The sequence below is a fragment of the Mesorhizobium sp. LNHC232B00 genome (assembly GCF_000502435.1).
Lineage (GTDB): Bacteria > Pseudomonadota > Alphaproteobacteria > Rhizobiales > Rhizobiaceae > Mesorhizobium > Mesorhizobium opportunistum.
In genome coordinates this window covers 1-24,523 of sequence record NZ_AYWP01000020.1, presented here as the reverse complement: position 1 = coordinate 24,523, position 24,523 = coordinate 1, and the positions used below count along the sequence as shown (strand labels likewise).

Below are 24,523 nucleotides of genomic sequence, written 5' to 3'. Positions count from 1 at the left end.
AATTGCCGCTTGAAAAGCGGCCCAGGGCTTTTTTAGCCCGGAACGCCGGCAGGCCAACGCAACGCTAACCCACGGCGCCCGTCCCGCTTCAGATGCGGGACACTCCAGGAGAAAATATGTCAGCTGCAAATCCCACTCGCGATGATTTCGCGAGCCTGCTCGAAGAATCATTTACCGCCGGCCATTCCGGCGAAGGCCAGGTCGTCAAGGGCACGATCACCGCGATCGAAAAGGACATGGCCATCATCGACGTCGGCCTCAAGGTCGAAGGCCGCGTGCCGCTGAAGGAATTCGGCGTCAAGGGCAAGGACACCACCCTCAAGGTCGGTGACACCGTCGAAGTCTATGTCGAGCGCATCGAGAACGCGCTTGGCGAAGCGATGCTTTCGCGTGAGAAGGCCCGCCGCGAAGAGAGCTGGGTCCGTCTCGAAGAGAAGTTCACCAAGGGTGAGCGCGTCGAAGGCGTCATCTTCAACCAGGTCAAGGGCGGCTTCACCGTCGACCTCGACGGCGCCGTGGCCTTCCTGCCGCGCAGCCAGGTCGATATCCGCCCGATCCGCGACGTCTCCCCGCTGATGCACAACCCGCAGCCCTTCGAGATCCTCAAGATGGATCGCCGCCGCGGCAACATCGTGGTCTCGCGCCGCACCGTGCTCGAGGAAAGCCGTGCCGAACAGCGTTCGGAAATCGTGCAGAACCTCGAAGAGGGCCAGGTTGTCGAAGGCGTCGTCAAGAACATCACCGATTACGGTGCGTTCGTCGACCTCGGCGGCATCGATGGCCTGCTGCATGTCACCGACATGGCATGGCGCCGCGTCAACCATCCGACCGAAATCCTCAACATCGGTCAGACGGTCAAGGTGCAGATCATCCGCATCAACCAGGAAACCCACCGCATCTCGCTCGGCATGAAGCAGCTCGAGAGCGATCCGTGGTCCGAGATCGGCACCAAGTTCCCGATCGGCAAGAAGATCAAGGGTACCGTCACCAACATCACCGACTACGGCGCATTCGTCGAGCTGGAGCCGGGCATCGAAGGCCTCATCCACGTTTCGGAAATGTCGTGGACCAAGAAGAACGTGCACCCCGGCAAGATCCTGTCGACAACGCAGGAAGTCGACGTCGTGGTGCTCGAGGTCGATCCGGCCAAGCGCCGCATCTCGCTCGGCCTCAAGCAGACGCTTGAGAATCCGTGGCAGGCGTTCGCCTCTAGCCATCCGGTCGGCAGCCAGGTCGAGGGCGAGGTCAAGAACAAGACCGAGTTCGGCCTGTTCATCGGCCTCGAAGGCGACGTGGACGGCATGGTGCACCTGTCCGATCTCGACTGGACCCGTCCAGGCGAGCAGGTCATCGAAGAGTACAATCGCGGCGACATGGTCAAGGCGCAGGTGCTCGACGTCGACATCGACAAGGAGCGCATCTCGCTCGGCATCAAGCAGCTGGCCAAGGATACGGTCGGCGAAGCGGCCAACAGCGGCGAACTGCGCAAGAACGCGGTCGTCACCTGCGAGGTGATCGGCGTCAAGGATGGCGGTCTGGAAGTGCGGCTCGTCGAAAGCGGCATCGAGACCTTCATCAAGCGTTCCGACCTCAGCCGCGACCGCGACGAGCAGCGCCCCGAGCGCTTCACCGTCGGCCAGAAGGTCGATGCCCGCGTCATCGCCTTCGACAAGAAGACCCGCAAGCTGCAGGTCTCGATCAAGGCGCTGGAAATCGCCGAAGAGAAGGAAGCCGTCGCTCAGTACGGCTCGACCGACTCCGGCGCTTCGCTGGGCGACATCCTGGGTGCCGCGCTGAAGAAGCAGGGCAACTAAGGCGTCAGCCATCGACGACACGCCTCGCGTGCGACCTCACAAAAAGACCCGCCGGAGCGATCCGGCGGGTCTTTTCTTTACGAGAACATAAACTTCGTCGCGTATTTGCCAGTGGTCCAAGGGAATACCTTCCATGAGCAATGGCGCCAACAATGCCGCCGCGCGACCTTCCTGGTTGCTGCGTCTTTACACCAACGCGCCTGTCCTGTTCTGCTTTTGCGCAATGGCGATCCTGATGACCGCCCTTTGGTGCCTGGGCTTCAGGCTCAACAATGACGCGGACGATCTGCTCAAGCTCCACGAAATCCGTACTTTGCTTGAGACGGGCAATATCTTCGACCGGACGCTGCCCGGTATCGTCCAGCCCGAGCCCTATGTCTCGCACTGGCCATGGATCGTGGACTTGCCCTATGCCGCCTTCGCGCGGCTGGTCACCCCGTTCGCCGGCTTCGAGCCGGCTCTGATGCTGGCAAGCTTCGCCGTCCCGCTGCTGCTGCTTGCGCCGGCGCTCTATTTCTACAACCGGCTGGTGATCGCCACCGGCTTTGCCTATCCGGCCGTTGCATTCCCGTTGGCGCTGATCTTTGCCGCGCGCACCTTTTTCGAATTCGCCCCGGGACGGATCGACTATCACAATCTGCAAATCCTGCTGCTTCTGGCAGCGCTGGCGTTGATGATGTCGCGAAACCGATTTTCCGCCTTCGTCAACGGGCTGCTGACAGCCCTGTCGATCGCTGTCAGCGCCGAGTTCGCGCCGTTCTATGCGCTGGTGATCGCGGTGTATGCCTTCGACTGGATCTTTGACCGCGAGGGCGGTGAAAGCCGGATCGCCGGTTTCGGCCTCGCCTTGGCTGCCGGGGCGATCGGCCTGTTCGCGGCGATCGCGCCGCCCTCCGCCTATACCGCGGTCAGATGCGACAGCTATTCAACGCCGCACGTGACGGCGTTGGTCGCGGCCGGGCTGTCATTTGCCGTCGTACCCTGGCTTGCCGGCCGGCGTGGAGGATGGCCCATGCGCACGGCAATCCTGCTGGTGTTCGCGGCGGCCAGCGCGGCGGCGCTGGCGATGTTGTTTCCGCAATGCCTGGCCAGCCCCTATGCCTCGCTCGACGCCTATGTTCGCGACAACATGATCAACAGAATTCTTCAGGAACTGAGTCTGTTCCGGCGCCCTGATGTCGTCCTGTCGACGGGCTTTCCCAGCATGGCGCTGCTGTTTATCGGTGCGCTTGCGCCAGCCGTCATCTGCGCCGGGCGGCACGGTCGAAGCCGGCCTCTCGTCATATTGGCCCTGTTCTCGCTGCTCGCGCTGGTGCTTGCGGTCGGTTATGTCCGCTACTACCGCTACCTTCCGATCTTTGCCGGCATAGGCCTCGTTTTCGTGCTGGCGAGTCTGCTGCCGCCGGATGCGAGGTTGGGACGCTATTTGAAATCTCCGGTGCCGGCGGCATCGCGCAGATATACGTTGATCCTGCCGGGTCTCGTTTTGTCCGTCGCAATGGCGCTGTACAACCTGTCGGTAAAACCGTCCGAAGCGGCGGTTCCCGCGGGCGAGCTCGCCGATAACTGCTATTCCAGCCCTTTTGAGCCTGAACAGGGTTGGCCGGCGGGCGCCATTGTGCTTTCCCCACCGTTGGTCGGCTCGCGTTTCGTTGCTCTTGCCGAAGGTCCCAAGGTGGTGACGATCGCCAATCATCCATCGGCCAAGGGAATCGAACGAAGCTATCGTTTTCTTGATCCGGCGACCGCCGACCCACGCGCGATACTCGATGCCACGAAAGCAACGCATGTCGCGATTTGCGCCTGGCGAGGCCCGCCCTTGCCGGCGCTGGAAGCCGCCTATCCATTCGCGGCGGGGCTGATTGAAGGCCGGCCGCCGGCATGGTTGCGCGAGTGCCCCACGGCCGCTTCATCGCCGCTTCGGATTTACAGCTATCGCAATGCCGATGGATCGGATGCCGTGTGCCCGGCTTCGACGCTCGCGGGTCAGGCCCGGCCGTAGAGCGGCACCAGCGTTCCGCTCATCGCCTGATTGGCGGGTGAGGCCAGGTAGGCGATGGCCTCGGCCGCGGCTTCGAGGCTGACCCATCTGGTGAAATCGGCGTCCGGCATATCGGCACGGTTCGCCGGCGTGTCGAGCGTCGACGGCGCCACGGCATTGACCAGGATACCCTCGGCCTTGAGTTCCTCCGCCATCGCCACCGTCATCGCCGCGACGGCTGCCTTGCTGGCCGCGTAGGCAACCATGCCGGCACCGCGCCTGAGGTCGAGCCCGGCGCGCGCGGTGACATTGACGATGCGGCCGGCAGTGCCTGACTCCAGCATCGAGCGGATGGCCGCGCGGCTGCACAGGAAGGTGGTGCGGGCATTGGTGTCCATCATCTCGGCAAAGGACGCCGATTCGATCTTTTCCACCGGCGCCGCGGCAAAGCCGCCGGCCAGATGGACGGACCCCCACAAGGCGGGAACCTGAGCATAGAAGGCCTCGACCTTGGCGGAGTCCGACAGGTCGACATTGTGTGCCAGCATGACGTTCTCGTGCGCGGCGAAAGGAAAATGCTGGGGTGCCGCGGCGTGCGCGTTCGGCACGTGGCAGATCGCACCTTGCTCCAGCAGCCTGCCGACCACCGCGCCACCGAGCGCACCGGTTCCGCCGGTCACAACGATATGCCTGCCCTTAAGTGTTTCCGTCATCCTGGACCGCTCCTGTCGTTTTTTATGATTTTGTCGCTTGTTGCCGCCCGACGCGAAGCGTCGCGCCTTTCGGGCGATCACTCAATTGATATCTCGACATGGCAGCCGTCACGTCTTTGCATGCGTCAGGCAGCCATGCGACAGGCAGAGCCGCGGGCCGCGGCTCATGCCCGCGCAAAAGCCAAGCCGGCGAAGGATACGATGCTGGATGGAAAATCAACGCTGTCCTGAAGGCTTCAATCGATCGTGATTTCGATGACGCACGGCAACCCCGTCGCCCGGGCGCGCTTCAAGGCACTAGGCAAGGTGCCGATTTCGGCCAGCCGTTCGGCGCCGATGCCATAGGCCTCGGCCAGCTTGCAGAAATCCGGCGGCGCCGGCGATACACCGACAGGTTCCACGCCGACATCGAGCATCGAGGTTTCGATCTCGCGATAGCCGCGATTGTTCCAGACGACGAAGATGACGGGGGCCGCGGCATCGAGCGCCGCGCCGAGCTCCGGCAACGTGAACTGGAACCCGCCGTCGCCGGTCAGGCAGACGACCGGCGCATCGGGCATGGCAAGTGCCGCGCCGATCGCCGCCGGCGGTCCGTAGCCGAGCGCGCCGAAGCCGGTGGAGGCGTTGAACCAGCCGCCTGGCCGGTCGTGGTCATAGTAGAGGTTGGCGGCGTAGATCGGCTGTGTCGAATCACCGACGATAATCGCGCCCGGCAAGGTGTCGCGTATCATTTCCACCGCATGCACCTGCGCCACATAGGCCGGGCTCAGCTCGGCAAAGCCGGCCTCGCGTGCAGCCGCGGCGCGCCCCTGGCCGTCCGGCGCGGCCGGGTGAGCGGCGCCGATCGCGGCAAGCAGGGCCTCGATCGCCTCGGTGCAATCGGCCTGGATGGCGACCGTCACCGGACGTCGCGCAAGCTGGTCGGCGCCGATGTCGATGCGGATCAGATTGGAAGGCAGGACGAAGCCGCCGTCGCCATAGCCATCATAGTCGGTCGGCCCGAATTCCGTGCCGGCGGCAATCACCAGATCGGCGTCCGCCATCAGGGCGCGAACCGCCTTCAGGCTCGGGCTTGCCGGAACGCAGAGCGGATGGCGGTGCAGCAGGCCGCGCGCATTGGTGGTCTCGACGACCGGTGCGCCCATCGTCTCGGCCAGGCGACGCAGCGCCATGTCGGCACGCTTGGCGCCGCCGCCGGCAAGGATCAGCGGACGGCGCGCGGCGGCGATGAGTTTGGCCGCATCCGCAATTGCCGCGCCGTCGGGCGCCGGCGGCGCGGCGTTGCTCAACAGGGCGGCGATGCCGTCCGCCGGCTTGACCATGACATCGGTCGGGATCTCGATGTGCACCGGGCCGGGGCGGGAAGACGAAAACAGCGCGAAGGCCCGTGCCAGCGCGCCGGGCAATTCATCGGCTTCGGTTATGCATTGCGAAAACAGGGCCACCGTTTCCATCATGCCGCGCTGATCCGGCAGCTCATGCAGGAAGCCCAGCCCCTTGCCCAGCGTCGGCATGGCGTTGACGCCCGAGATGACCAGCATCGGCACCGAATCGGCGCGCGCCTGGCCCATGGCGGTGATGGTGTTGGTCAGCCCCGGTCCGGTGATGACGAAAGCGACGCCCGGCCTGCCGCTGGCGCGGGCATAACCGTCGGCCATGAAGCCGGCACCCTGCTCATGGCGCGGCGTGACGTGACGGATCTTCGAACGCGCCAGGCCACGGTAAAGCTCGACCGTGTGGACGCCTGGAATGCCGAAGACGGTATCGACGCCATGCGCTTCAAGCAGCGTGATAAGGGCCTCGCCGAGTGTCGTCATTGGTTTTTCTTCCCTTCCGGCCCGAGGCCTAGTTCGGCCTCGACGGTCTTGATGCCAATCGCCGCCAGTTCGCCGGGCGAGAACATCTCGCCGGCCAGGCAGCCTTCGATCCAGAGTCCGTCGATGATCGCATTGATCGCGATGGCATGGTGGCGCAATTGGCTTGTGTCCGGATTGCGCTGCTCGGCGGCGAGCACCTCGGCCACGACCGCTTCCACCTCATTGCGAAAACCAAGGTAGCCTTCGCGGTGGGCATGAGCCAGGGTCGGATCCGCGCTGGCGCGGCCGATGAAGGTTGCCCAGAGCGAAAACACCCGCGTATCGATGATCGGCGCATCGAGGTTGGCGGTGATGAAAGCCGCAAGACGCTGACGAGGCGAGGCGTCTTCCATGACCAACGCCGCTTTCGCCTGCTCGGTCATGCGGCCCATCAGCGCCGCATAGGCTTCCTGCAGCAATTCTTCCTTGCTGGGAAAATAGTGCCGGATCAGCCCGGCGGTGACGCCGGCACGCAATGCGATGGTGCGCAAGGTGGCGCCCTGCAGGCCATGTTCCGCCACGCTGTCCAGGGTGGCCTCGATCAGATCCTGCCGCCGCCGCTCCTCGCCCTCGCGACGGAAGCTGCGGCGGGATGGCGTATTCATTGGCGCAGGATCGGCCGCGTCAGGCATGTCGGCCCGCCCTCGCAGGCGATGCAGAGTGCATCCGCCTCGAAGATTTCGACCGTGCAGCCGGCGGCTTCCATCGCGGCTTTGGTCTTTGGAAAGCCTGCAACGGCAATGACCTTGAGTGGGCTGGTCGGCAACACGTTCAGGCTGAGGCCATTGGAAGCCGCGAACTCTTCGGCGTCGCCTTCGACCAGCCGGATGTTGCGCGCCTTCAGCATCTGATAGAATGGGGCCGGCAAAAGCGGTGAATAGACCAGTGCGAGGTCGTCGGCCAGCGGGCTGATCACCGACATCAGATGCAGGCATGCCTCCTCGCCCTGCCACAGCGGCAGGTCAAAGCCGTAGACGGAAACGCCGAGCGGCGTCAGCAGGTTGGAAACCTGCTGGATGCCTTCCTGGTTGGAGCGGACACCGCGCCCAATCACCAGCGTGCGGGCATCAAGCCATACACAATCACCGCCTTCGACCTGGCCGGGAGCCTCGACCCGGCCGAGGATTGGAATGCCCAGCCTTCGGTAGGTTTCCTCATGCAGCGACGGTTCCCTGGCGCGCAAGGGCTTGCCCATGGACAGGATCAGCGCGCCGCGGTCGGTCATCAGCGACGGGTCGTGCGTGAACACCGAGTCCGAAAGTCCATCCGCAGTGTCCTCGATCCATTCGATCTCGGCACCGGAAGCCGTCACCAGTTCAGCAAGGAGCGCGTGCTGCGATGCCGCTTTCGCCGGGTTAAAACCCGGGCCATAGTGCCAGGCAGCCCTGTCGGCATTGCGCATGGCGTTGGCCGCCGACCGCATCAGCACGCGTCGCAGCGGCGCCGCCATGGACTGTGATCCGAAAGCGCTCATAGAGGCCCTTTTTTTGCTGAAAAAAATCGAAAAAATTTCATGAAAGGCTATTTATACACTTGCACAACAAGCTCGCAAGTGCCGTAATGAGCAGGATTGACGGGCTCTCGCCGTTGGGTCCATGCTGAAGTCTGGAGTGGGCAGTACAGCGTATATGTTGATTAGCCGGATAGACGTTCGACGAACCGCCGAGCCTACACAGGTCACCCAGTGACCATGGTGGAAGCTGCCACAGTCCAACCCGGCAAGGTGCAGGACGGCGCCGCCGAAGCCATCCACGTCGAGAACCTGCACAAGAAATTCGGCGAACTGCACGTGCTGAAGGGCGTGTCGCTGTCGGCGCGCGACGGCGAGGTGATCGCCATTATCGGCGGCTCGGGCTCGGGCAAATCGACACTGCTGCGCTGCATCAACTGCCTGGAAAATCCAACCGGCGGCATCATCCGCGTCAATGGCGAGGAGATCAAGCTCAGGGCCGACAGCTATGGCCACACCGTTCCGGCGGACCGCAAGCAGATCGAGCGCATCCGCTCCAAGCTCGGCATGGTGTTCCAGAATTTCAATCTGTGGAGCCACATGACGCTGATCGAGAACGTCATCGAGGTTCCGGTGCATGTGCTCGGCGTCAAGCGCGACGAGGCGATCGCCCAGGCCGAGAAATTGCTGGCGCGCGTCGGGCTTGCCGAAAAGCGCGATGTCTATCCGGCCTATCTTTCAGGCGGCCAGCAGCAGCGCGCCGCGATCGCTCGCGCGCTTGCCATCAATCCGCGCGTCATGCTGTTCGACGAGCCGACTTCGGCGCTCGACCCCGAACTGGTCGGCGAGGTGCTGAAGGTGATCGGCGACCTGGCGCGCGAAGGCCGCACCATGGTGCTGGTCACCCACGAGATGAAGTTCGCCCGCGAGGTCGCGACCCACGTCGTCTATCTCTACAACGGGCTGGTGGAGGAAGAAGGGCCGCCGGAGCAGATCTTCGGCGCACCGAAATCCGAAAGGCTCAAGCAGTTCATCCGCAACATCGGCTAGGGACAGGCCGGGACGGAAGAAAACCGGGAACCAACAACAAACTGGGAGTTTGAAATGAAGACTGTTCTGAAGACATTCGCCGCGGCACTGCTGCTCGGCGTCGCGGCCATGGGCGTGGCGAAGGCCGATCCGGTGAAGGTCGGCGTCGCCGCCGAACCCTATCCGCCCTTCGCCTCGCCGGATGCCTCGGGCAAGTGGGTCGGCTGGGAGATCGAATTCATCGACGCCGTCTGCGCCGAGGAGAAACTCGACTGTGTCATCACCCCGGTCGCCTGGGACGGTATCATCCCGGCGCTGACGACCAAGAAGATCGATCTGATCGCCGCTTCGATGTCGATCACCGCCGAGCGCGAGAAGACGATCGCCTTCTCGGACAAGTACTACAACACGCCGACCGCCATCATCGGACCGAAGGACCAGAAGTTCGGCGCCACGCCTGAAGACCTCAAGGGCAAGGTGGTCGGCGTCCAGGTGTCGACCGTGCATGCCGTTTACGCCAAGAAGCACTTCGGCGCCACGGCTTCCGAGATCAAGGAATACCAGACCCAGGACGAAGCCAACCAGGATCTCGCCGCCGGCCGCGTCGACGCGGTGCAAGCCGATGCCATCGCGCTTGGCGAGTTTCTGAAATCCGATCAGGGCAAGGCGTGCTGCGACATGAAGGGCAACGTGGCTCCTGATCTCGAGGTCCTCGGACCCGGCGTCGGCGCCGGCCTCCGCAAGGAAGACACAGAGCTGAAGGACAAGATCAACGCCGGCATCAAAGCCATCCGCGCGAACGGCAAATATGCCGAGATCACCAAGAAATACTTCGACTTCGATGTCTATGGTGACGATCCGCAGTCGAACTGACATCGCCAAGGCATGAGCAACAGCCGCACGGCATCCGCCGTGCGGTTTCGCCGAAACCTGTCCAGGCACGCTTGCCGCTGACGAGAATTGACAGCGGCTGACGCCAGCAATTCGGGGGCGACGCTGATCGACGCATTTCTTTCGGCCTCCGCGGCCGGCATCATCGAACTGCTCTCGCCCTATCCGCCAGGCTGGGGCGGAACGCTTCTGTTCGGACTCCTGCATTCGATCGAGATCGCGCTCGGGGCCACCTGCCTCGGCCTTTTGATCGGCACTGGCGGCGCCTTCGGCAAGCTTTATGGCGGCCCGGTGGTACGCGATCTGCTGGCGGTTTACACCACCGTCGTGCGCGCCGTGCCCGAACTGGTGCTGATCCTGCTGCTCTATTACGCCGGAACCGACCTGATCAACCAGGCGCTGACGGCAATGGGCTATCAGCGCGTCGACATCAGTGGCCTTGCCGCCGGCATCGCCGTGCTCGGCTTCGTCCAGGGTGCCTATTCGACCGAGGTGATACGCGGAGCGATCCTGGCTATTCCGCAGGGCCAGATCGAAGCCGCCCGTGCCTACGGAATGTCTCCCGGCCTGATGCTGCGGCGCATAACGCTGCCGGCCATGCTGCCGTTTGCCATACCGGGCCTCGCCAATCTCTGGCTGATCGCCACCAAGGACACCGCCCTGCTGGCGGTCGTCGGATTCTACGAACTGGCGCTGGCAACGCGGCAGGCCGCAGGCGTCACCAAAGCCTATTTCACCTTCTTTTTCGCCGCAGCCGTTCTCTACCTGCTGCTATCGCTGATTTCCAATTTCCTCATCGGCCGCGTCGAGGCATGGTCGCGGCGCGGCATGCCTTCGCTCAAGGAAACACGCTGATGGCGAACGAAGCGGCCATCATCAACGTTGTCGCGCGAACATCGCTGTGGCTGCAGCCGCACCGCATCGTGCTGATCCTGATCGCTCTGGCGCTGGTGCTGTCGGCGGTGTTTTTCATGCGCTGGGATTGGCTGCCGCAATATTGGGAAATGGGATTGATCGGCATCTGGCGCTCGCTGTGGATCCTGGCCGTTACTTGCGTGCTCGGCTTCCTGCTCGCCGTGCCGCTCGGGCTGGCGCAGGCCACCGGCTCGTTCTGGTTCGCGGCACCCGCCAAGGCCTTCTGTACGGTGATCCGAGGAACACCGCTGCTGATCCAGCTGTGGCTGCTCTATTACGGTCTGGGTTCGCTGTTTCCCCAATATCCGTGGATCCGTGAATCGTGGATGTGGCCGTATCTGCGGCAAGCCTGGCCTTATGGCGTGCTGGCGCTGACCCTGTCGTTCGCCGGTTACGAGGGCGAGGTGATGCGCGGTGCCTTTGCCGGCGTGCCCAAGGGACAATTGGAGGCGGCTCGCGCCTTTGGCATGAGCCGCTGGAAAATCTTTCGGCGCATCTGGCTGCCGCAGGCCTTCTACAGGGCGCTGCCGACACTGACCGGCGAGACCGTGCTGCAATTGAAATCGACGCCGCTGGTGGCGACGATCAGCGTCATCGATATCTTCGCCGTTTCGTCCAAAGTGCGGCAGGACACCTACCTCACCTACGAACCCTTGCTGCTGCTGGCGCTGATCTACATGACGATCACCGGTATCCTGGTGTTCGCCTTCGGCAGGATAGAGGCGCGCATCCCGAACAAGATCGGCTAGAGCATTTCACCGTTTCACGGAAACGGCGAACCGCTCTATCTCTTTGTTTTTACGCAATTCCGGACGGAAAACCGTGTCACACTTTTCCTGGAATTGCTCTCGTGAGGAGTGAGTAGCGAATAGTGAGTGGAAGCGGCTCGCCGCATCCTCTATTCACTACCCACCACTCCCTACCCACTTAAAGGCAGCTACGATGCAACTCAGTCTCGACCAGGCAAAAGGACTGTGCCGGATGGCGGCACTCGGCGCCGGCGCCAATGAAGAAGCGGCGCAATCGCTCACCGCCTCGATCATTTCGGCCGAGGCAGAAGGGCTTTCGAGCGTCGGGCTCACGCATTTCATCGACTATCTCGAAGCGCTCGAGGCCGGCCGCATCGACGGCAATGCCGATCCGGTGATCACGAGGCCGGCGCTGGCGGTCTATCTCTCCGACGCGCGCGGCGGGCTGGCGCATACCGGCTTCGACCGCACCATCGACGACCTCGCCAAGGCGGCAAGGCTGTTCGGCGTCGCCATCTTCTCGCAGAAGAATGCCTATACATGCGGCGCGCTCGGCTACTTCACCGGCCGGCTGGCGGCGCAGGGGCTGGTGTCGTTCGCGGCCACCAATGGCCCGGCCGTTCTGGCCGGCTCCGGCTCGGTGAAGCCGGTCTATTGCACCAACCCGATGTCGTTCGCCGCCCCTGCCGCCGACGGCGCGCCGCTGGTCATCGACCAGTCGTCGAGCGCCACCGCTTTCGTCAACATCCGCAAGGCGGCCGAGGACGGCAAGAAAATTCCCGAAGGCTGGGCGCTGGACGAGAGCGGCAACCCGACCACCGATCCGGCGGCCGCCATGAAGGGCGCCATGCTTGCCTTCGGCGGCCAGCGCGGCGCCAACATCGCGCTGATGGTCGAAGTGCTGGCAGCCGGCCTGTCGGGTGCCAACTGGTCGCTCGACGCGCCATGGTTCAGCGGCGGCCCGGACAGTCCCGGAACCGGCCTGTTCGTGCTTGCAGTCGAACCCAAGCTGCTCGATCCGGATTTCGAGCAGCGCATGAAGGACCAACTCGACCGGCTGCGCCGCCGCTATGGTGTGCATGTGCCTGGCCGCGCCCGGGCAGAGGCGGCCGAGAAGGCGCAGGCACGCGGCATCACCGCGCCGAAGGCGGTCGTGCAGCGCATTTCCCAATTCGCCGAGCGCTATTCGGCTGAATAGCCCAATATTTCAGACGGTTACCTGAAGACTGCCGGCGCAGAGAGCGGCGCGGTGCGTTTTTTTCTGCGCGCCGCTGAACCTTTTTGCGCTTTGTAAACACCCAGCTTTGTCCAGGGCAAGGCGAGCTTGCCCGATCCGAACCGGGGGAAACAGCAAACCGAAAGCGAAAGCCTGCTTCACGCGGAGGATGTCCCTTCGCGCCTCGGAAAACCCAACCGAAATCAAAAGGAAAATTGCCATGACCAACACCAAGATCACCATGCTCACCGCGGTCCTTCTTCTCGGCTCGTTCATGGGCGCCACCCAGGCAGCCACATTGAAGGCCGCTCCGGTGAAACCGTCCACGCCCGGCGTCATCACCGCCCCGAGCGGCGGCGCCACCGAGGACCACTACTGCAAGAACGGCCACGCCAAATTCGCCAATTGCAGCGCCGATTTCGTCGCGGCCTGCAAGAAGGTTGGTGGCACCATGTCGGATGTTCAGGGCTGGGGTGGGCGTACTTGCTTCACGCCCTCCTGATACCGTCTCAGGTCAGGCCGCTCCGTCGGCCCCTGGCTTCGCATGATGTCATCCGGAAAACCCCGCTTCGGCGGGGTTTTCTGCGTCGACGCCCGCATCGGCAAGGCGTTCTGAGGTGTTTTTGTCCTGACGCAATTCCCAAGGAAGAACCGCCTTGCACTTTTCCTGGAAATGCTCGGAGACAAGGGTGACAGCGACGTCGCGTCACCCTTTGCCTTTGGCGCAAAACGGACTATGAAACGGCTTCAGCCAAGCCATCTGGAACGTGCGCCGGAGCCCGCCATGACCGAAATCCTGCAGACCCCGAAGCTCGTCGTCGTGTTTGGCGGGTCCGGCTTTGTCGGCCGCCATGTCGTGCGCGCGCTGGCCAAGCGCGGCTATCGCATCCGGGTCGCCTGCCGGCGGCCTGATCTTGCAGGCCATTTGCAGCCACTCGGCAATGTCGGCCAGATCCAGCCGGTACAGGCCAATGTGCGGGTGCGCTGGTCGGTGGACCGCGCCGTCCAAGGCGCCGATCACGTCATCAACCTTGTCGCCGTCCTGCATGAGAGCGGCCGGCAGAAATTCTCCGCCGTGCACGAGTTCGGCGCCCGCGCGGTGGCCGAAGCGGCGCGCTCCGTCGGCGCCGGCCTCACCCATATATCGGCGATTGGCGCCGATCCGAACTCCCAATCGGATTACGCGCGCACCAAGGCGCTTGGCGAAAAGGCCGTGCTGGAGACGATCGCGGATGCCGTGATCTTCCGGCCATCGATCAATTTCGGGCCTGAGGACTCCTTCTTCAACCGCTTCGCCAATATGGCGCGCTATTCACCGGTGCTGCCACTGATCGGCGGCGGCAACAACAAGCTGCAGCCGGTCTATGTCGGCGATGTCGCCGAAGCGGTGGCGCGCTCGGTCGACGGCAAGATCCATGGCGGCCAGATCTACGAGCTTGGCGGCCCCCAGGTGCTCACCTTCAAGGAATGCATGGAAGAGCTGCTCGAGGTGATCGAGCGCAAACGCCTGCTGGTGCCGGTGCCGTGGTGGGTGGCCAACATCCAGGCCTCTATCCTCGGACTGTTGCCCAATCCGCTGCTGACCAAGGACCAGGTGAGACAGCTGCGCGAGCACAACATCGTTTCCGACGCGGCGGCCAAGGCCAACCGGACACTCACCGGGCTGGGCATCCAGCCGCAATCAATCGCGACGGTCCTGCCCAGCTATCTCTGGCGCTTCCGCGCCGCCGGCCAGTTCCAGCAGCGCAAGCCCGCGGCATAAACTGCCGCAACCGATCCAAAGGTCAGGCCGGCACCACCTGACTATTGGCACGCCTAGCGGGGCGTGACCTGCATGGGCAAGCCACCTTGCGGCTGCGTGGTGAGTTTCTGCACCGGCCAGGGCTTCGTTTCAGCGGTCACGTCGAAGCGGAAGCGCGATAGCAGGATGGCGAGCGCGATGATCGCCTCCTGCATGGCGAAGCTGGCGCCGATGCAGACGCGCGGCCCCGCGCCGAACGGCAGATACTGGAAGCGGTCGATCTTTTCGCGGTTTCCCGGGTGAAAGCGCTCCGGCAGGAAGGCATCGGGCCTGTCCCAAAGCTTGCGGTGGCGATGAACGACCCATGGCATGACCAGCACGGCCGCGTGCTTGGGGATATAAAGATCCTTCCACATCTCCGGCACGATCGGCTCACGGTTGATGGATGGCGCCGGCGGATAGAGCCGGAGCGCCTCCTCGAAGGCGGCGCGCGTCAATGGCATGGCGTCCAGCCACTTCGTCGGATCGGCTTCGCGCGCCAGCACGTGATCGATCTCCTGTTCGACCCTGTTGCGCTCCCATGGCGATTCCGCCAGGCAATAAAGCGTCCAGCCGAGTGCGCGCGCCGTGGTCTCGTGGCCGGCGCCAATGAAGGTGATGATGTTGTCCTCGACCTCGGCCCGCGTCAGCCCCTCTGGCCCCTCGGCCTTGAGCAGGAGCGTCAGGAAATCCTGCGGCACGGCATCGGGATCGCGCCTGACCTTCTCTTCGCGCATATTGACCGTGTCGGTGACGATTTTGCGGAAATAGGCCATGGTCTTGCGGCCACGGATGCGGGTGAGCCGCGGCAGCCAGTCGGGCGCGCGCAACAGGTCGAGCGGATCGACACGGCCCATGGTCTCGAACAGACGATCGATCTCATTGGCGAAACTGCCCTGCTCGCCAGCGATCTCGCCGGAAAACAGCGTCTCGGCCAGGATGTCGTAGGTGAGCATCGTCATGTCATGGGCGATATCGGACGTCCCGCCCGCTTCGTAGCGGGTGGCGAACTCGCGCGTGCGCTTCAGCATCGGCTGGGCGAAGCCGAAAATGTGGCGCGGGGTGAACACCGGCGCCATTGCCTTGCGCGACCGCTTCCAGACCTCGCCCTCGGCGGTCAGCAGGCCGTCGCGCAGGATCGGGCGCAGGATCTTCTGGCGCACCGTCGCCATCTTGTAGTTCCTGGCATTGTCGACCAGCACATGGCGGATAAGACCGGGGTCGTTGGCGATGACCAGCGGCCCGCCCGCGCCGTTGGCCGAAATCCAGGGTTCGTTGTAGGTCTGCTCGCCCCAAAGTTCGAGCGGGTTGCGGTAGACGATGCGGATCATCTCCAGCGTCGAAGGCGGCGACGTGCGCGGCTTCGGCGCGGGCGGAACGAATGGGGCGGGCTGCGTGTCCATGAAGTGCTCCGCTGTTGCCCCTCAATGTAGTGACTGGCGATGCGGGCGTCCATGTGGCCGAACGGCAGGACGAACCAGGCCAGCGCGAGACGCGAAAGCAGACGGGTTCGTTCATCCGATCGTGACCGCCATGCGCAGGCTCCCGCCTTGTCCGTCGTTGCGCTCTGCCGTAGGGACAGTCACCAACGGATACCGCCAGTCGAAGGAGCCCGCCTTGAAGCACCAGTTAAACATCATCATCGGCAGCACGCGGCCCGGCCGCGCCGGCCCAGTTTTTGCCCAGTGGCTGGAGGCGTTCGCGCGCGAGCATGGAAAATTCGAGCCGGTGCTGACCGATATCGCCGCGTTCGACCTGCCGGTGCTGGACGAGCCGCATCATCCGAGACTTGGCAACTACCAGAACGACCACACCAAGGCCTGGTCGAAGGCGACCGACGCCGCCGACGCGTTTGTGTTCGTGGCGCCGGAGTACAATTATTTCGTCGCGCCGGCGATCGTCAACGCGATCGATTACCTCGCGCGGGAATGGAAATACAAACCCGCCGCCATTTTCAGCTATGGCGGCGTTTCCGGTGGCCTGCGCGCGGCGCAGGCGCTGAAGCCGTTGCTGACATCGGTCGGAATCATGCCTATCCCGGAAGGCGTCGCGCTGCCGATGTACCAGAAGCTGCTCGACGAAAACCGCGCTTTCAACGCCAGCGAGCAGGTGGCTGGCGGAGCCAAGACCATGCTGGACGAGCTGTCGCGCTGGAGCGAGGCACTGAAGCCGATGCGCGCGGCCTGAACGAGCCGGTTCGAGCCGGCTTGCCCGCGCGATAAAGAGGTGGAATGGTCGGCAAACGACCGAGCCGGGGGGCGGTTCCACTTGCGTTTGCTGTTTGCCTTGCTGCTGATGCTCGCGACCACCGCCACGGCGGTGGCCGAGCGGCGCGTGGCGCTGGTCATGGCCGACGACGACTACCGGCTGGTCCGGCCGCTCGCCAATCCCGTTCATGACGGCGAGGCCATGGAAGCGGCGCTGAAGAAGCTCGGTTTCGAGGTCGTGCTCGAAACCAACCGGGATCTGCGGCGCATGCGGCGCGCACTCGACGATTTTCGCGAAGACGCCAAGGGTGCCGACGTGGCGCTGGTCTATTTCTCCGGCCATGGCGTCGAAATTTCAGGCGACAACCGGCTGCTGCCGGTCGATGCCGACGCGTCCTCGCTCGACACGCTGGACAAGACCAGCCTGCCGCTGGAAGAGGTGCGCGACGCGGTCGCCGCCACGGCCAAGGTCGGGCTGATCGTGCTCGATGCCTGCCGCAGCGACCCGTTCTCGGGGAACGGTGGCGAAGGACGCGGCGCCACCGCCATGGCAAAGGATGTCGCGGACAAGGTCAAGCCGGGCCTCGGGCGCGTTGGCCGGGCGGAAAACATCCTGTTTGCTTTTTCGGCCGCGCCCGGCGAGACGGCCGCCGACGGAACCGGCCAGAACTCGCCCTTCACCACGGCGCTGACCAAATATCTCGGCACCGATGGGCTCGAAATCCGCTCCGTCCTGACGCTGGTGCAGCAGGAGGTCTATGATCTGTCGCGCGGCAAGCAGCTGCCCTATGTCGAAAGCGGCCTGCCGAAGCTGTTCTTCGCCGCTACCGCCAGGGAACAGTTGCCGGAGCGCGAACGCCTGCTGCTGGCCATGGCCGACGTGACGCCGGAAATGCGCGGCCAGGTCGAGCAGATCGCCAGCGATGCCGACATGCCGCTGGCGCCGCTCTACGGCGCGCTGATCAGCGCCGACACCAGCCACCTGTCGGCGGACAGCCTGAATGCCCGGCTGCGCGAGGCGGCCGACGCCTTCGTCAAGGTGCGCGCCGAGATGAAGACGCTGGCTGCCGACGATCCGCGGGTGACTGAACTGCGCCGCCAGGCCGAGGAGCAGCTGGCCCTGGGCGCCTTCGGCGCGGCCCAGGCGAAGCTCGCCGAAGCGGTCGCTGTCGACGAGGTGTCGCGCAAGGCGCTGAAGGCGAATTTCGTCGACCGCACGCTGTCGCAGGCCGCAACACTGTTCTTGTCGGCGGGTGCCGCGCGCGCCGATCTCAACTATACGGCGGCCATCAAGGGCTATGAAACGGTGCTGTCGCTGTATGGCGAAGCTGGGCAGACCGCTCTCAACCTGGAACAGGCCGACCGTCAGAGCCGCACGCTGGAGGAACTCGGTCAGCTCTATACGACGGTCGGCAATATCGAGGCGGCCGGCCGCGCCTTCACCGCCCTGTTGGGCGATCTCGAGCAGCGGTCGCGTCAGGAAGCCGATCCCAGCGTCAAGCGGGATCTCGCCATCAGCCACATCAAGCTCGCCAACATAAAAATGGCGCAAGGCGACCTGCCGACCTCGCTGGAAAACTATGAGGCGGCCAGGGGCATGCTGCAGGCGCTGACCGCAAGCATGCCGGACAAGAAGGACTGGCTCGGTGATCTTGCCATGGCCAATGACAAGATCGGCAATGTGCTGGCGACGCAAGGCGATGTGGGCGCGGCGGCCCAAGCCTATCGAGAGAGCCTGTCGATCAAGCAGAAATTGGCCGATGCCGAGCCGGACAGCGCCTATCGGCTGCGCGACCTGACCATAAGCTATGACGAGATCGGCGACCTTGCCCGCACAGCCGGCCAGTTGGACGATGCCCAGACGGCTTTTGAAGAGAGCCTGAGAATTCGGCTGGTGCTGGCCGGGAACAAACCCGATGACCCAGAGCGCCAGCGCGCTGTCTCGGTCAGCCAGGAGCGGATCGGTGACGTGCTGCGCCAACGCGGCGACGCCGCCGGTGCGCTCGTGGCCTACAGCAGGAGCCAGGCAATCGCCGAAGACCTGGTGCGCCGCGACCCCAACGATACCGACTTGAAGCGCGACCTGTCGATCAGTTACGCCAAGATCGGCAACGCGCTCAACGACCAGGAGAACTGGCCGGCGGCACTGGCTTCCTACCGGCAAGCACTGGCCGTTGCGCGTGACCTTGCCGCTGATGACCCCGCCAACACCGAATGGCAGCGCGACCTGTCGGTCTGCCTGGAGAAGGTTGCCGGCGTGCTCGACGCCCAGGGCAATACCAGCGGGGCACTGCAAAACTACCAGGACAGCCTCGCCATTGCCAACCGGCTGGCGAAGCTCGACCCAGGCAATTCCGACTGGCAACGCGATCTGTCGATCACCCTGTCGGAAATCGGTATGCTGGAGACCAAGCAGCGCCACTTCGAGGCCTCAAAGAAAGCCTTCGAAGCCAGCCTTGGCATTCGCCAGCAATTGGCCCGGTCCGACCCGAACAATGCGATCTGGCAATTTGACCTGGTGCAGGCCTACATCAACTATGCGTATGTGGCCAAGGATCCGAAGGCGGTGCTGACCAAGGCGCTGAACCTGACGCTGGAGCTCGATCGCACGGGCCGGCTGGCGCCCAGGGACAAACCCACGATCAAATATCTGCGCGGGCTTCTCGCTAAATTCGGCGCCCGAAAAAAATAGCCGGCTGCCGGCTCGGCATTTGGGCCGGAAATGCCTGCAAACCTTGGAAAAACCGCCTTTAGCGCCTATATCTTGTGCATAGCAGAGGCGCGATTCGGGGCCGATTTTTCGCGCTGTACAAGCGGCATCTAGACAACAGGTTTTCATGAGCGACCAGATCGAGAACACCAACGGCGCTGAAGCCGAATACGGCGCCGATTCCATCAAGGTTTTGAAGGGGTTGGACGCCGTCCGCAAACGCCCCGGCATGTATATCGGCGACACCGACGACGGTTCAGGCCTGCATCACATGGTCTATGAGGTGGTCGACAACGCCATCGACGAGGCCCTGGCCGGTCACGCCGACCTGGTCACGGTGACGCTCAACCCCGATGGTTCGGTGACGGTTATCGACAATGGCCGCGGCATTCCGACCGATATCCACACCGGCGAAGGCATTTCGGCCGCCGAAGTGATCATGACGCAGCTGCATGCGGGCGGCAAGTTCGACCAGAATTCCTACAAGGTGTCGGGCGGCCTGCATGGTGTGGGCGTGTCCGTGGTGAACGCCCTTTCGGCGTGGCTGAAGCTCAAAATCCGCCGCAATGGCCAGATCTTCGAGATGAGCTTCACGCATGGCAATGCGGACGCGCCGCTGAAAGTGACCGGCGCTTATGAACAGGACAAGCAGCCGGGCACCTATGAGGGGCGCAGCGGCTCGGAGATCACCTTTTTTCCGTCGGCCGAGACTTTCACCATGGTCGAATTCGACTTCGGCACGCTGGAACACCGGCTGCGCGAACTCGCCTTCCTCAATTCCGGCGTGCGCATCGTCTTGACCGATGCCCGCCATGCCGACGTGTTGCGGCATGAGCTGCATTACGATGGCGGCCTCGAAGAGTTCGTCAAATATCTCGACCGGGTCAAGAAACCGCTGATCGACAAGCCGATCGCCATCAAGGCCGAGCGCGACGGCATTACCGTCGAGGTGGCGATGTGGTGGAACGACAGCTACCACGAGAACGTGCTGGCCTTCACCAACAACATCCCGCAGCGCGATGGCGGCACCCACCTGGCCGGCTTCCGTGGCGCGCTGACACGCCAGATCACCGGCTACGGCGACTCCTCGGGCCTGACCAAGAAGGAAAAGGTCTCGCTGATCGGCGACGATTGCCGCGAAGGCCTGACGGCGGTGCTGTCGGTCAAGGTTCCCGACCCGAAATTCTCCTCGCAGACCAAGGACAAGCTGGTCTCGTCGGAAGTCCGCCCGGTGGTCGAGGGGCTGGTCAACGAGGCGCTCGGCACCTGGTTGGAAGAGCACCCGACCGAGGGCAAGGTGGTCATCGACAAGGTGATCCAGGCCGCGGCGGCGCGCGAAGCCGCGCGCAAGGCGCGCGACATCACCCGCAAGAGCTCGCTCGGCGTCACGTCCCTGCCCGGCAAGCTGGCCGACTGCCAGGAACGCGACCCGGCGAAATCCGAAATCTTCATCGTCGAGGGTGATTCCGCCGGCGGCTCGGCCAAGGGCGGCCGTTCGCGGCAGAACCAGGCGATCCTTCCCTTGCGCGGCAAGATCCTCAATGTCGAGCGGGCACGCTTCGACCGCATGCTCGGCTCCGACATGATCGGCACGCTGATCACCGCGCTCGGCACCTCGATCGGCAAGGACGAGTTCAATGCCGACAAATTGCGCTACCACAAGATCATCCTGATGACCGACGCCGACGTCGACGGTGCCCATATCAGGACCTTGCTGTTGACCTTCTTCTTCCGGCAGATGCCGGAACTGATCGAGCGCGGCCACCTCTACATAGCCCAGCCGCCGCTCTACAAGGTGACGCGCGGCAAGAGCTCGCAATACATCAAGAACGAGAGCGCCTTCGAGGAATTCCTGATCGGCTCCGGGATCGAGGAAGCCTCGCTTGCGCTGGGCTCCGGCGAGGTTCGGGCCGGGCAGGACCTGCGCAGCGCCATCGACGATGCGCTGGCCGTGCGCCAGCTCATCAACGGCTTGCACACGCGCTACAACAGGGGCGTGGTGGAACAGGCCGCGATCGCCGGCGGGCTCAACCCCGACGTCTTTGCCGACCTCGGTCGTGCCAACGCAATGGCGGAGCGGGTCGCACAACGTCTCGACATCATAGCCGAGGATACCGAGCGCGGCTGGACAGGGCGGATGTCGACGTCGAACGAAGGGATCGGCGGCTATGTGTTCGAGCGCACCGTGCGCAGCGTCAAGGAATACGCCCATCTCGACATGGCACTGATCAATTCGGCCGACGCCCGCCAGCTCGACCGCTACGCACAGCGCCTCAGCGAGGTCTATGGGACGCCGCCGGTGCTGCGCCGCAAGGATGTGTCCGAAACCGTGTCGGGGCCGCTGGCGCTGCTCAACGCCGTCTTTGCGACCGGCCGCAAGGGGCTGACCATGCAGCGCTACAAGGGTCTCGGCGAGATGAACGCCGAGCAGCTCTGGGAAACCACGCTCGATCCGAATGTGCGCTCGCTGCTGCAGGTCAAGGTCAATGATGCCACCGACGCGGACTCGCTGTTCTCGCGGCTGATGGGCGACGAGGTCGAGCCGCGGCGCGAGTTCATCCAGGACAATGCGCTGTCGGTCGCCAATCTCGATATTTGAGGTCTCGGCAAGCTTTTTTGAGACATTGGCGTGCCCCGGGGCCCGCCAATGTCGGCTTGCACAATCAAAATCATTGAGGAGTTGCCGGAACAGAAGGCCTTCAAAGACATTGTGACAGTGTCGATCACAATTTCTTACAGGAGGCTTTCATGGGACGCGGCATTCTACTGTGGCTGCTCGGAGTTCCGATTCCGATCATCATTCTCCTCATGCTTTTCATGCGATAGGAGGCCTCCATGCAGTCCTCCACCCTATCGGCTGTCGGCGTATCGACTGCAACGGAATCATCCTCCACGGCTGTCAGCTGGGGACCGATCATCGCCGGTGCCTTCGCGGCCTCGACGCTGACCTTCATCCTCATGCTGCTCGGCTCCGGGCTTGGGCTAACGATGGTTTCACCCTGGTCGGGCTCTGGCCTCTCGGCGACCAGTTTCGCCGTATCGACTGCGATCTGGCTGGTCGTCGTGCAGTGGTTGTCGTCGGGTGTCGGCGGCTATCTGGCGGGCCGGCTGCGCACCAAATGGGTCGGCATCCACACCGACGAAGTCTATTTCCGTGACACCGCTCACGGCTTCCTCGCTTGGGCATTGGCCACCTTGCTCGTCGTCGGCGTGCTTGGCTCGGTACTTTCGGCGGCGATTGGAACGGGCGTGCAGGCAGCATCCAATGTGGCTTCGGGCGCCGCCATGGGAGCGTCGGCGGGCGCCTCCGCCAATGCCAGCAACGCATCGGCATCGGCCGACAATGCGACCTCCTATCTGGTGGATTCGCTGTTCCGGCCGGCCGATCCGGCCAAGCTCGCCACCGGCAACCCCAGCGATCAGGCCGCCGCGGCGGGGCAGGCCTCGCGCATCCTGATCGCCGGTGCCGTCGCGGGTGAAGTATCCGCGGAGGACAAGACATACCTGTCGCAACTGGTGGCCGCGCGCACCGGCCTCTCCGAGGCGGACGCCAAAACGCGTGTCGATGCTGTCCTGGCCAAGGCGCAGGATGCCAAGGTCAAGGCACAGCAGGCGGCCGACACAGCCCGAAAAGCAAGCGCGACTTTCGCCCTGCTCGGCGCCCTGTCACTCGTCATCGGCGCCTTCATCGCCAGTGCCGCCGCGGCGCTGGGCGGCAGGCAACGCGACGACGAGGAAGCGGTATTTCTCGCGAACCCCTGAACGCAATCGCCCATGGAAACGAGAAGAGCCCGGCTTTGAAACCGGGCTCTTTGCGTTTGTACGTCGAGATTTCTGCCGGCCGGATCAGTGATCCATGGCCTTGACGATTTCCTCGGTCATCTTCTTGGCGTCGCCGAGCAGCATCATGGTGCCGTCCTTGTAGAACAACGTGTTGTCGATGCCTGCATAGCCCGAGCCGAGCGAGCGCTTGACGAACAGGCAGGTGCGCGCCTTGTCGACGTCGAGGATCGGCATGCCGTAGATGGGGCTGCTCTTGTCGTCGCGCGCGGACGGGTTGGTGACGTCGTTGGCGCCGATGACATAGGCGACGTCGGCCTGCGCGAATTCGGAGTTGATGTCTTCGAGTTCGAACACCTCGTCATAGGGCACGTTGGCCTCGGCGAGCAGCACGTTCATGTGGCCAGGCATGCGGCCGGCGACCGGGTGGATGGCGTACTTCACGTCGACGCCGTTGGCCTTGAGCTTGTCGGCCATTTCGCGCAGCGCGTGCTGCGCCTGCGCGACCGCCATGCCATAGCCCGGCACGATGATGACCTTCTGGGCATTCATCATCAGGTAAGCGGCATCGTCGGCAGAACCCTGCTTGACCGTGCGTTCGATGCCATCATCGGCGGCAGCAGTCGTCTCACCGCCGAAGCCGCCGAGGATGACCGAGATGAAGCTTCGGTTCATGCCCTTGCACATGATGTAGGACAGGATCGCGCCGGACGAGCCGACCAGCGCGCCGGTGATGATCAGCGCCAGATTGCCGAGCGTGAAACCGAGTGCGGCGGCGGCCCAGCCTGAATAGGAATTCAGCATCGAGACGACCACCGGCATGTCGGCGCCGCCGATCGGGATGATCAACAGGATGCCGAGCACCAGCGAGGCAGCGACGATCAGCCAGAACACCAGTTTTGACTCGGTGGTGACGAGCAGGATGATCAGCACGATCAGCGCCACGCCGAGCGCGGCGTTGATGAAGTGGCGGCCGCCGATCATGATCGGCTTGCCTGACATGCGGCCGTCGAGCTTGAGAAAGGCGATGACCGAGCCGGTGAAGGTGATGGCGCCGATGGCGACGCCAAGGCTCATCTCGATCAGCGCCTGGGCATGGATGTCGCCCGCGGTGCCGATGCCGAAGCTTTCCGGCGCGTAGATGGCCGCAGCAGCGACCATAACGGCGGCGAGGCCGACCAGCGAGTGAAAGGCGGCGACCAGCTGCGGCATCGAGGTCATGGCGATGCGGCGCGCGGTGACGGCGCCGACACCGCCGCCAATGGCGAGGCCAAGCACGATCAGGCCGAAGCGCGGGGCGGATGGGGTTGCCAGCGCCAGCGTGGTGGCGATCGCGATGCCCATGCCGATCATGCCGTAGAGATTGCCCTGGCGGCTGGTGGTCGGATGCGACAGGCCGCGCAGCGCCATGATGAACAGGACGCCGGAAACG

The 24,523-nt window shown here is 63.9% G+C and carries 20 protein-coding genes; 13 read left to right on the top strand and 7 right to left on the bottom strand.

The genetic code is table 11. From position 1 onward, the window contains the following. Nucleotides 1-116 precede the first annotated feature (116 nt). Both rpsA and X743_RS147145 read left to right on the top strand, forming a co-directional pair. On the top strand, nt 117-1,814 hold the full coding sequence (rpsA, locus tag X743_RS147140; protein WP_013891536.1) for a 30S ribosomal protein S1: 1,698 nt from the start codon (nt 117-119) through the stop codon (nt 1,812-1,814). Nucleotides 1,815-1,947: 133 nt separating this feature from the next. After that, on the top strand, nt 1,948-3,816 hold the full coding sequence (locus X743_RS147145; protein ID WP_023767471.1) for a hypothetical protein: 1,869 nt from the start codon (nt 1,948-1,950) through the stop codon (nt 3,814-3,816). Here the strand turns inward: X743_RS147145 and X743_RS147150 are convergent. The 4 genes from X743_RS147150 to X743_RS147165 form a co-directional block, all read right to left on the bottom strand. Then, nucleotides 3,801-4,508, bottom strand: a complete 708-nt coding sequence (locus X743_RS147150; protein WP_023767470.1) for an SDR family NAD(P)-dependent oxidoreductase — start codon at nt 4,506-4,508, stop codon at nt 3,801-3,803. The two genes, X743_RS147145 and X743_RS147150, sit on opposite strands and share 16 nt — an antisense overlap. Before the next feature lie 236 nt (nt 4,509-4,744). Next, nucleotides 4,745-6,325 (bottom strand): 5-guanidino-2-oxopentanoate decarboxylase, encoded by a 1,581-nt coding sequence (locus X743_RS147155; RefSeq protein WP_023767469.1) that lies wholly within the window; start codon nt 6,323-6,325, stop codon nt 4,745-4,747. Then, nucleotides 6,322-6,969 (bottom strand): TetR family transcriptional regulator C-terminal domain-containing protein, encoded by a 648-nt coding sequence (locus X743_RS147160; RefSeq protein WP_032923300.1) that lies wholly within the window; start codon nt 6,967-6,969, stop codon nt 6,322-6,324. Before X743_RS147160 ends, X743_RS147155 begins: the two co-directional genes overlap by 4 nt. Then, entirely contained in the window at nt 6,966-7,838 is an 873-nt protein-coding gene (locus tag X743_RS147165) for a dimethylarginine dimethylaminohydrolase family protein (RefSeq protein ID WP_023767467.1), read from the bottom strand. The genes X743_RS147160 and X743_RS147165 overlap by 4 nt, the downstream gene beginning before the upstream one ends. Before the next feature lie 216 nt (nt 7,839-8,054). Here X743_RS147165 and X743_RS147170 point away from each other — a divergent pair, with 216 nt between their 5' ends. From X743_RS147170 to X743_RS147190, 5 genes are all read left to right on the top strand, one after another. Then, nucleotides 8,055-8,864, top strand: coding sequence for an ABC transporter ATP-binding protein (locus tag X743_RS147170; RefSeq protein ID WP_051508589.1), 810 nt, complete (start codon nt 8,055-8,057; stop codon nt 8,862-8,864). 54 nt (nt 8,865-8,918) lie between these two features. Next, complete coding sequence (locus X743_RS147175; protein WP_023767465.1) at nt 8,919-9,716, top strand: transporter substrate-binding domain-containing protein; 798 nt, start codon at nt 8,919-8,921, stop codon at nt 9,714-9,716. A gap of 159 nt (nt 9,717-9,875) precedes the next feature. Beyond that, nucleotides 9,876-10,589: an ABC transporter permease gene (locus X743_RS147180; RefSeq protein ID WP_198023926.1), complete on the top strand. Its 714-nt coding sequence runs from the start codon at nt 9,876-9,878 to the stop codon at nt 10,587-10,589. Further along, nucleotides 10,589-11,398, top strand: a complete 810-nt coding sequence (locus X743_RS147185; RefSeq protein ID WP_023767463.1) for an ABC transporter permease — start codon at nt 10,589-10,591, stop codon at nt 11,396-11,398. Before X743_RS147180 ends, X743_RS147185 begins: the two co-directional genes overlap by 1 nt. 193 nt (nt 11,399-11,591) lie before the next feature. Next, nucleotides 11,592-12,596, top strand: coding sequence for an Ldh family oxidoreductase (locus X743_RS147190; protein WP_023767462.1), 1,005 nt, complete (start codon nt 11,592-11,594; stop codon nt 12,594-12,596). 9 nt (nt 12,597-12,605) lie between these two features. Here the strand turns inward: X743_RS147190 and X743_RS147195 are convergent, their stop codons facing one another. Beyond that, the gene (locus X743_RS147195; RefSeq protein ID WP_023767461.1) at nt 12,606-12,836 is read right to left on the bottom strand and encodes a hypothetical protein; all 231 of its coding nucleotides are present in this window, start codon (nt 12,834-12,836) and stop codon (nt 12,606-12,608) included. Between X743_RS147195 and X743_RS147200 the strand changes: the two genes are divergently transcribed. Further along, nucleotides 12,835-13,116 (top strand): hypothetical protein, encoded by a 282-nt coding sequence (locus tag X743_RS147200; protein ID WP_013891547.1) that lies wholly within the window; start codon nt 12,835-12,837, stop codon nt 13,114-13,116. The genes X743_RS147195 and X743_RS147200 overlap by 2 nt on opposite strands. Before the next feature lie 282 nt (nt 13,117-13,398). Next, a complete protein-coding gene (locus X743_RS147205; RefSeq protein WP_023767460.1) occupies nt 13,399-14,376 on the top strand; it encodes a complex I NDUFA9 subunit family protein in 978 nt (325 codons plus the stop codon). Between the two features lie 53 nt (nt 14,377-14,429). Here the strand turns inward: X743_RS147205 and X743_RS147210 are convergent, their stop codons facing one another. Then, the gene (locus X743_RS147210; RefSeq protein WP_023767459.1) at nt 14,430-15,797 is read right to left on the bottom strand and encodes a cytochrome P450; all 1,368 of its coding nucleotides are present in this window, start codon (nt 15,795-15,797) and stop codon (nt 14,430-14,432) included. 214 nt (nt 15,798-16,011) lie between these two features. Between X743_RS147210 and X743_RS147215 the strand changes: the two genes are divergently transcribed. The 4 genes from X743_RS147215 to X743_RS147230 all read left to right on the top strand — a co-directional run bounded on the left by X743_RS147215 (nt 16,012) and on the right by X743_RS147230 (nt 23,073). Then, on the top strand, nt 16,012-16,581 hold the full coding sequence (locus X743_RS147215) for an NADPH-dependent FMN reductase (protein ID WP_023767458.1): 570 nt from the start codon (nt 16,012-16,014) through the stop codon (nt 16,579-16,581). Between the two features lie 81 nt (nt 16,582-16,662). Continuing rightward, nucleotides 16,663-19,293: a caspase family protein gene (locus tag X743_RS147220; protein ID WP_023767457.1), complete on the top strand. Its 2,631-nt coding sequence runs from the start codon at nt 16,663-16,665 to the stop codon at nt 19,291-19,293. Between the two features lie 145 nt (nt 19,294-19,438). Beyond that, nucleotides 19,439-21,910, top strand: a complete 2,472-nt coding sequence (gene gyrB, locus X743_RS147225) for a DNA topoisomerase (ATP-hydrolyzing) subunit B (protein WP_023767456.1) — start codon at nt 19,439-19,441, stop codon at nt 21,908-21,910. A gap of 236 nt (nt 21,911-22,146) precedes the next feature. Then, nucleotides 22,147-23,073 carry a membrane protein gene (locus X743_RS147230; RefSeq protein ID WP_023767455.1) on the top strand — a complete coding sequence of 309 codons (927 nt, stop codon included), beginning with the start codon at nt 22,147-22,149 and terminating at the stop codon, nt 23,071-23,073. Nucleotides 23,074-23,157: 84 nt separating this feature from the next. Here X743_RS147230 and X743_RS147235 read toward each other — a convergent pair. Next, nucleotides 23,158-24,523 (bottom strand): NAD(P)(+) transhydrogenase (Re/Si-specific) subunit beta (locus X743_RS147235; protein ID WP_023767454.1); only part of this gene is annotated, 1,366 nt, incomplete at its 5' end.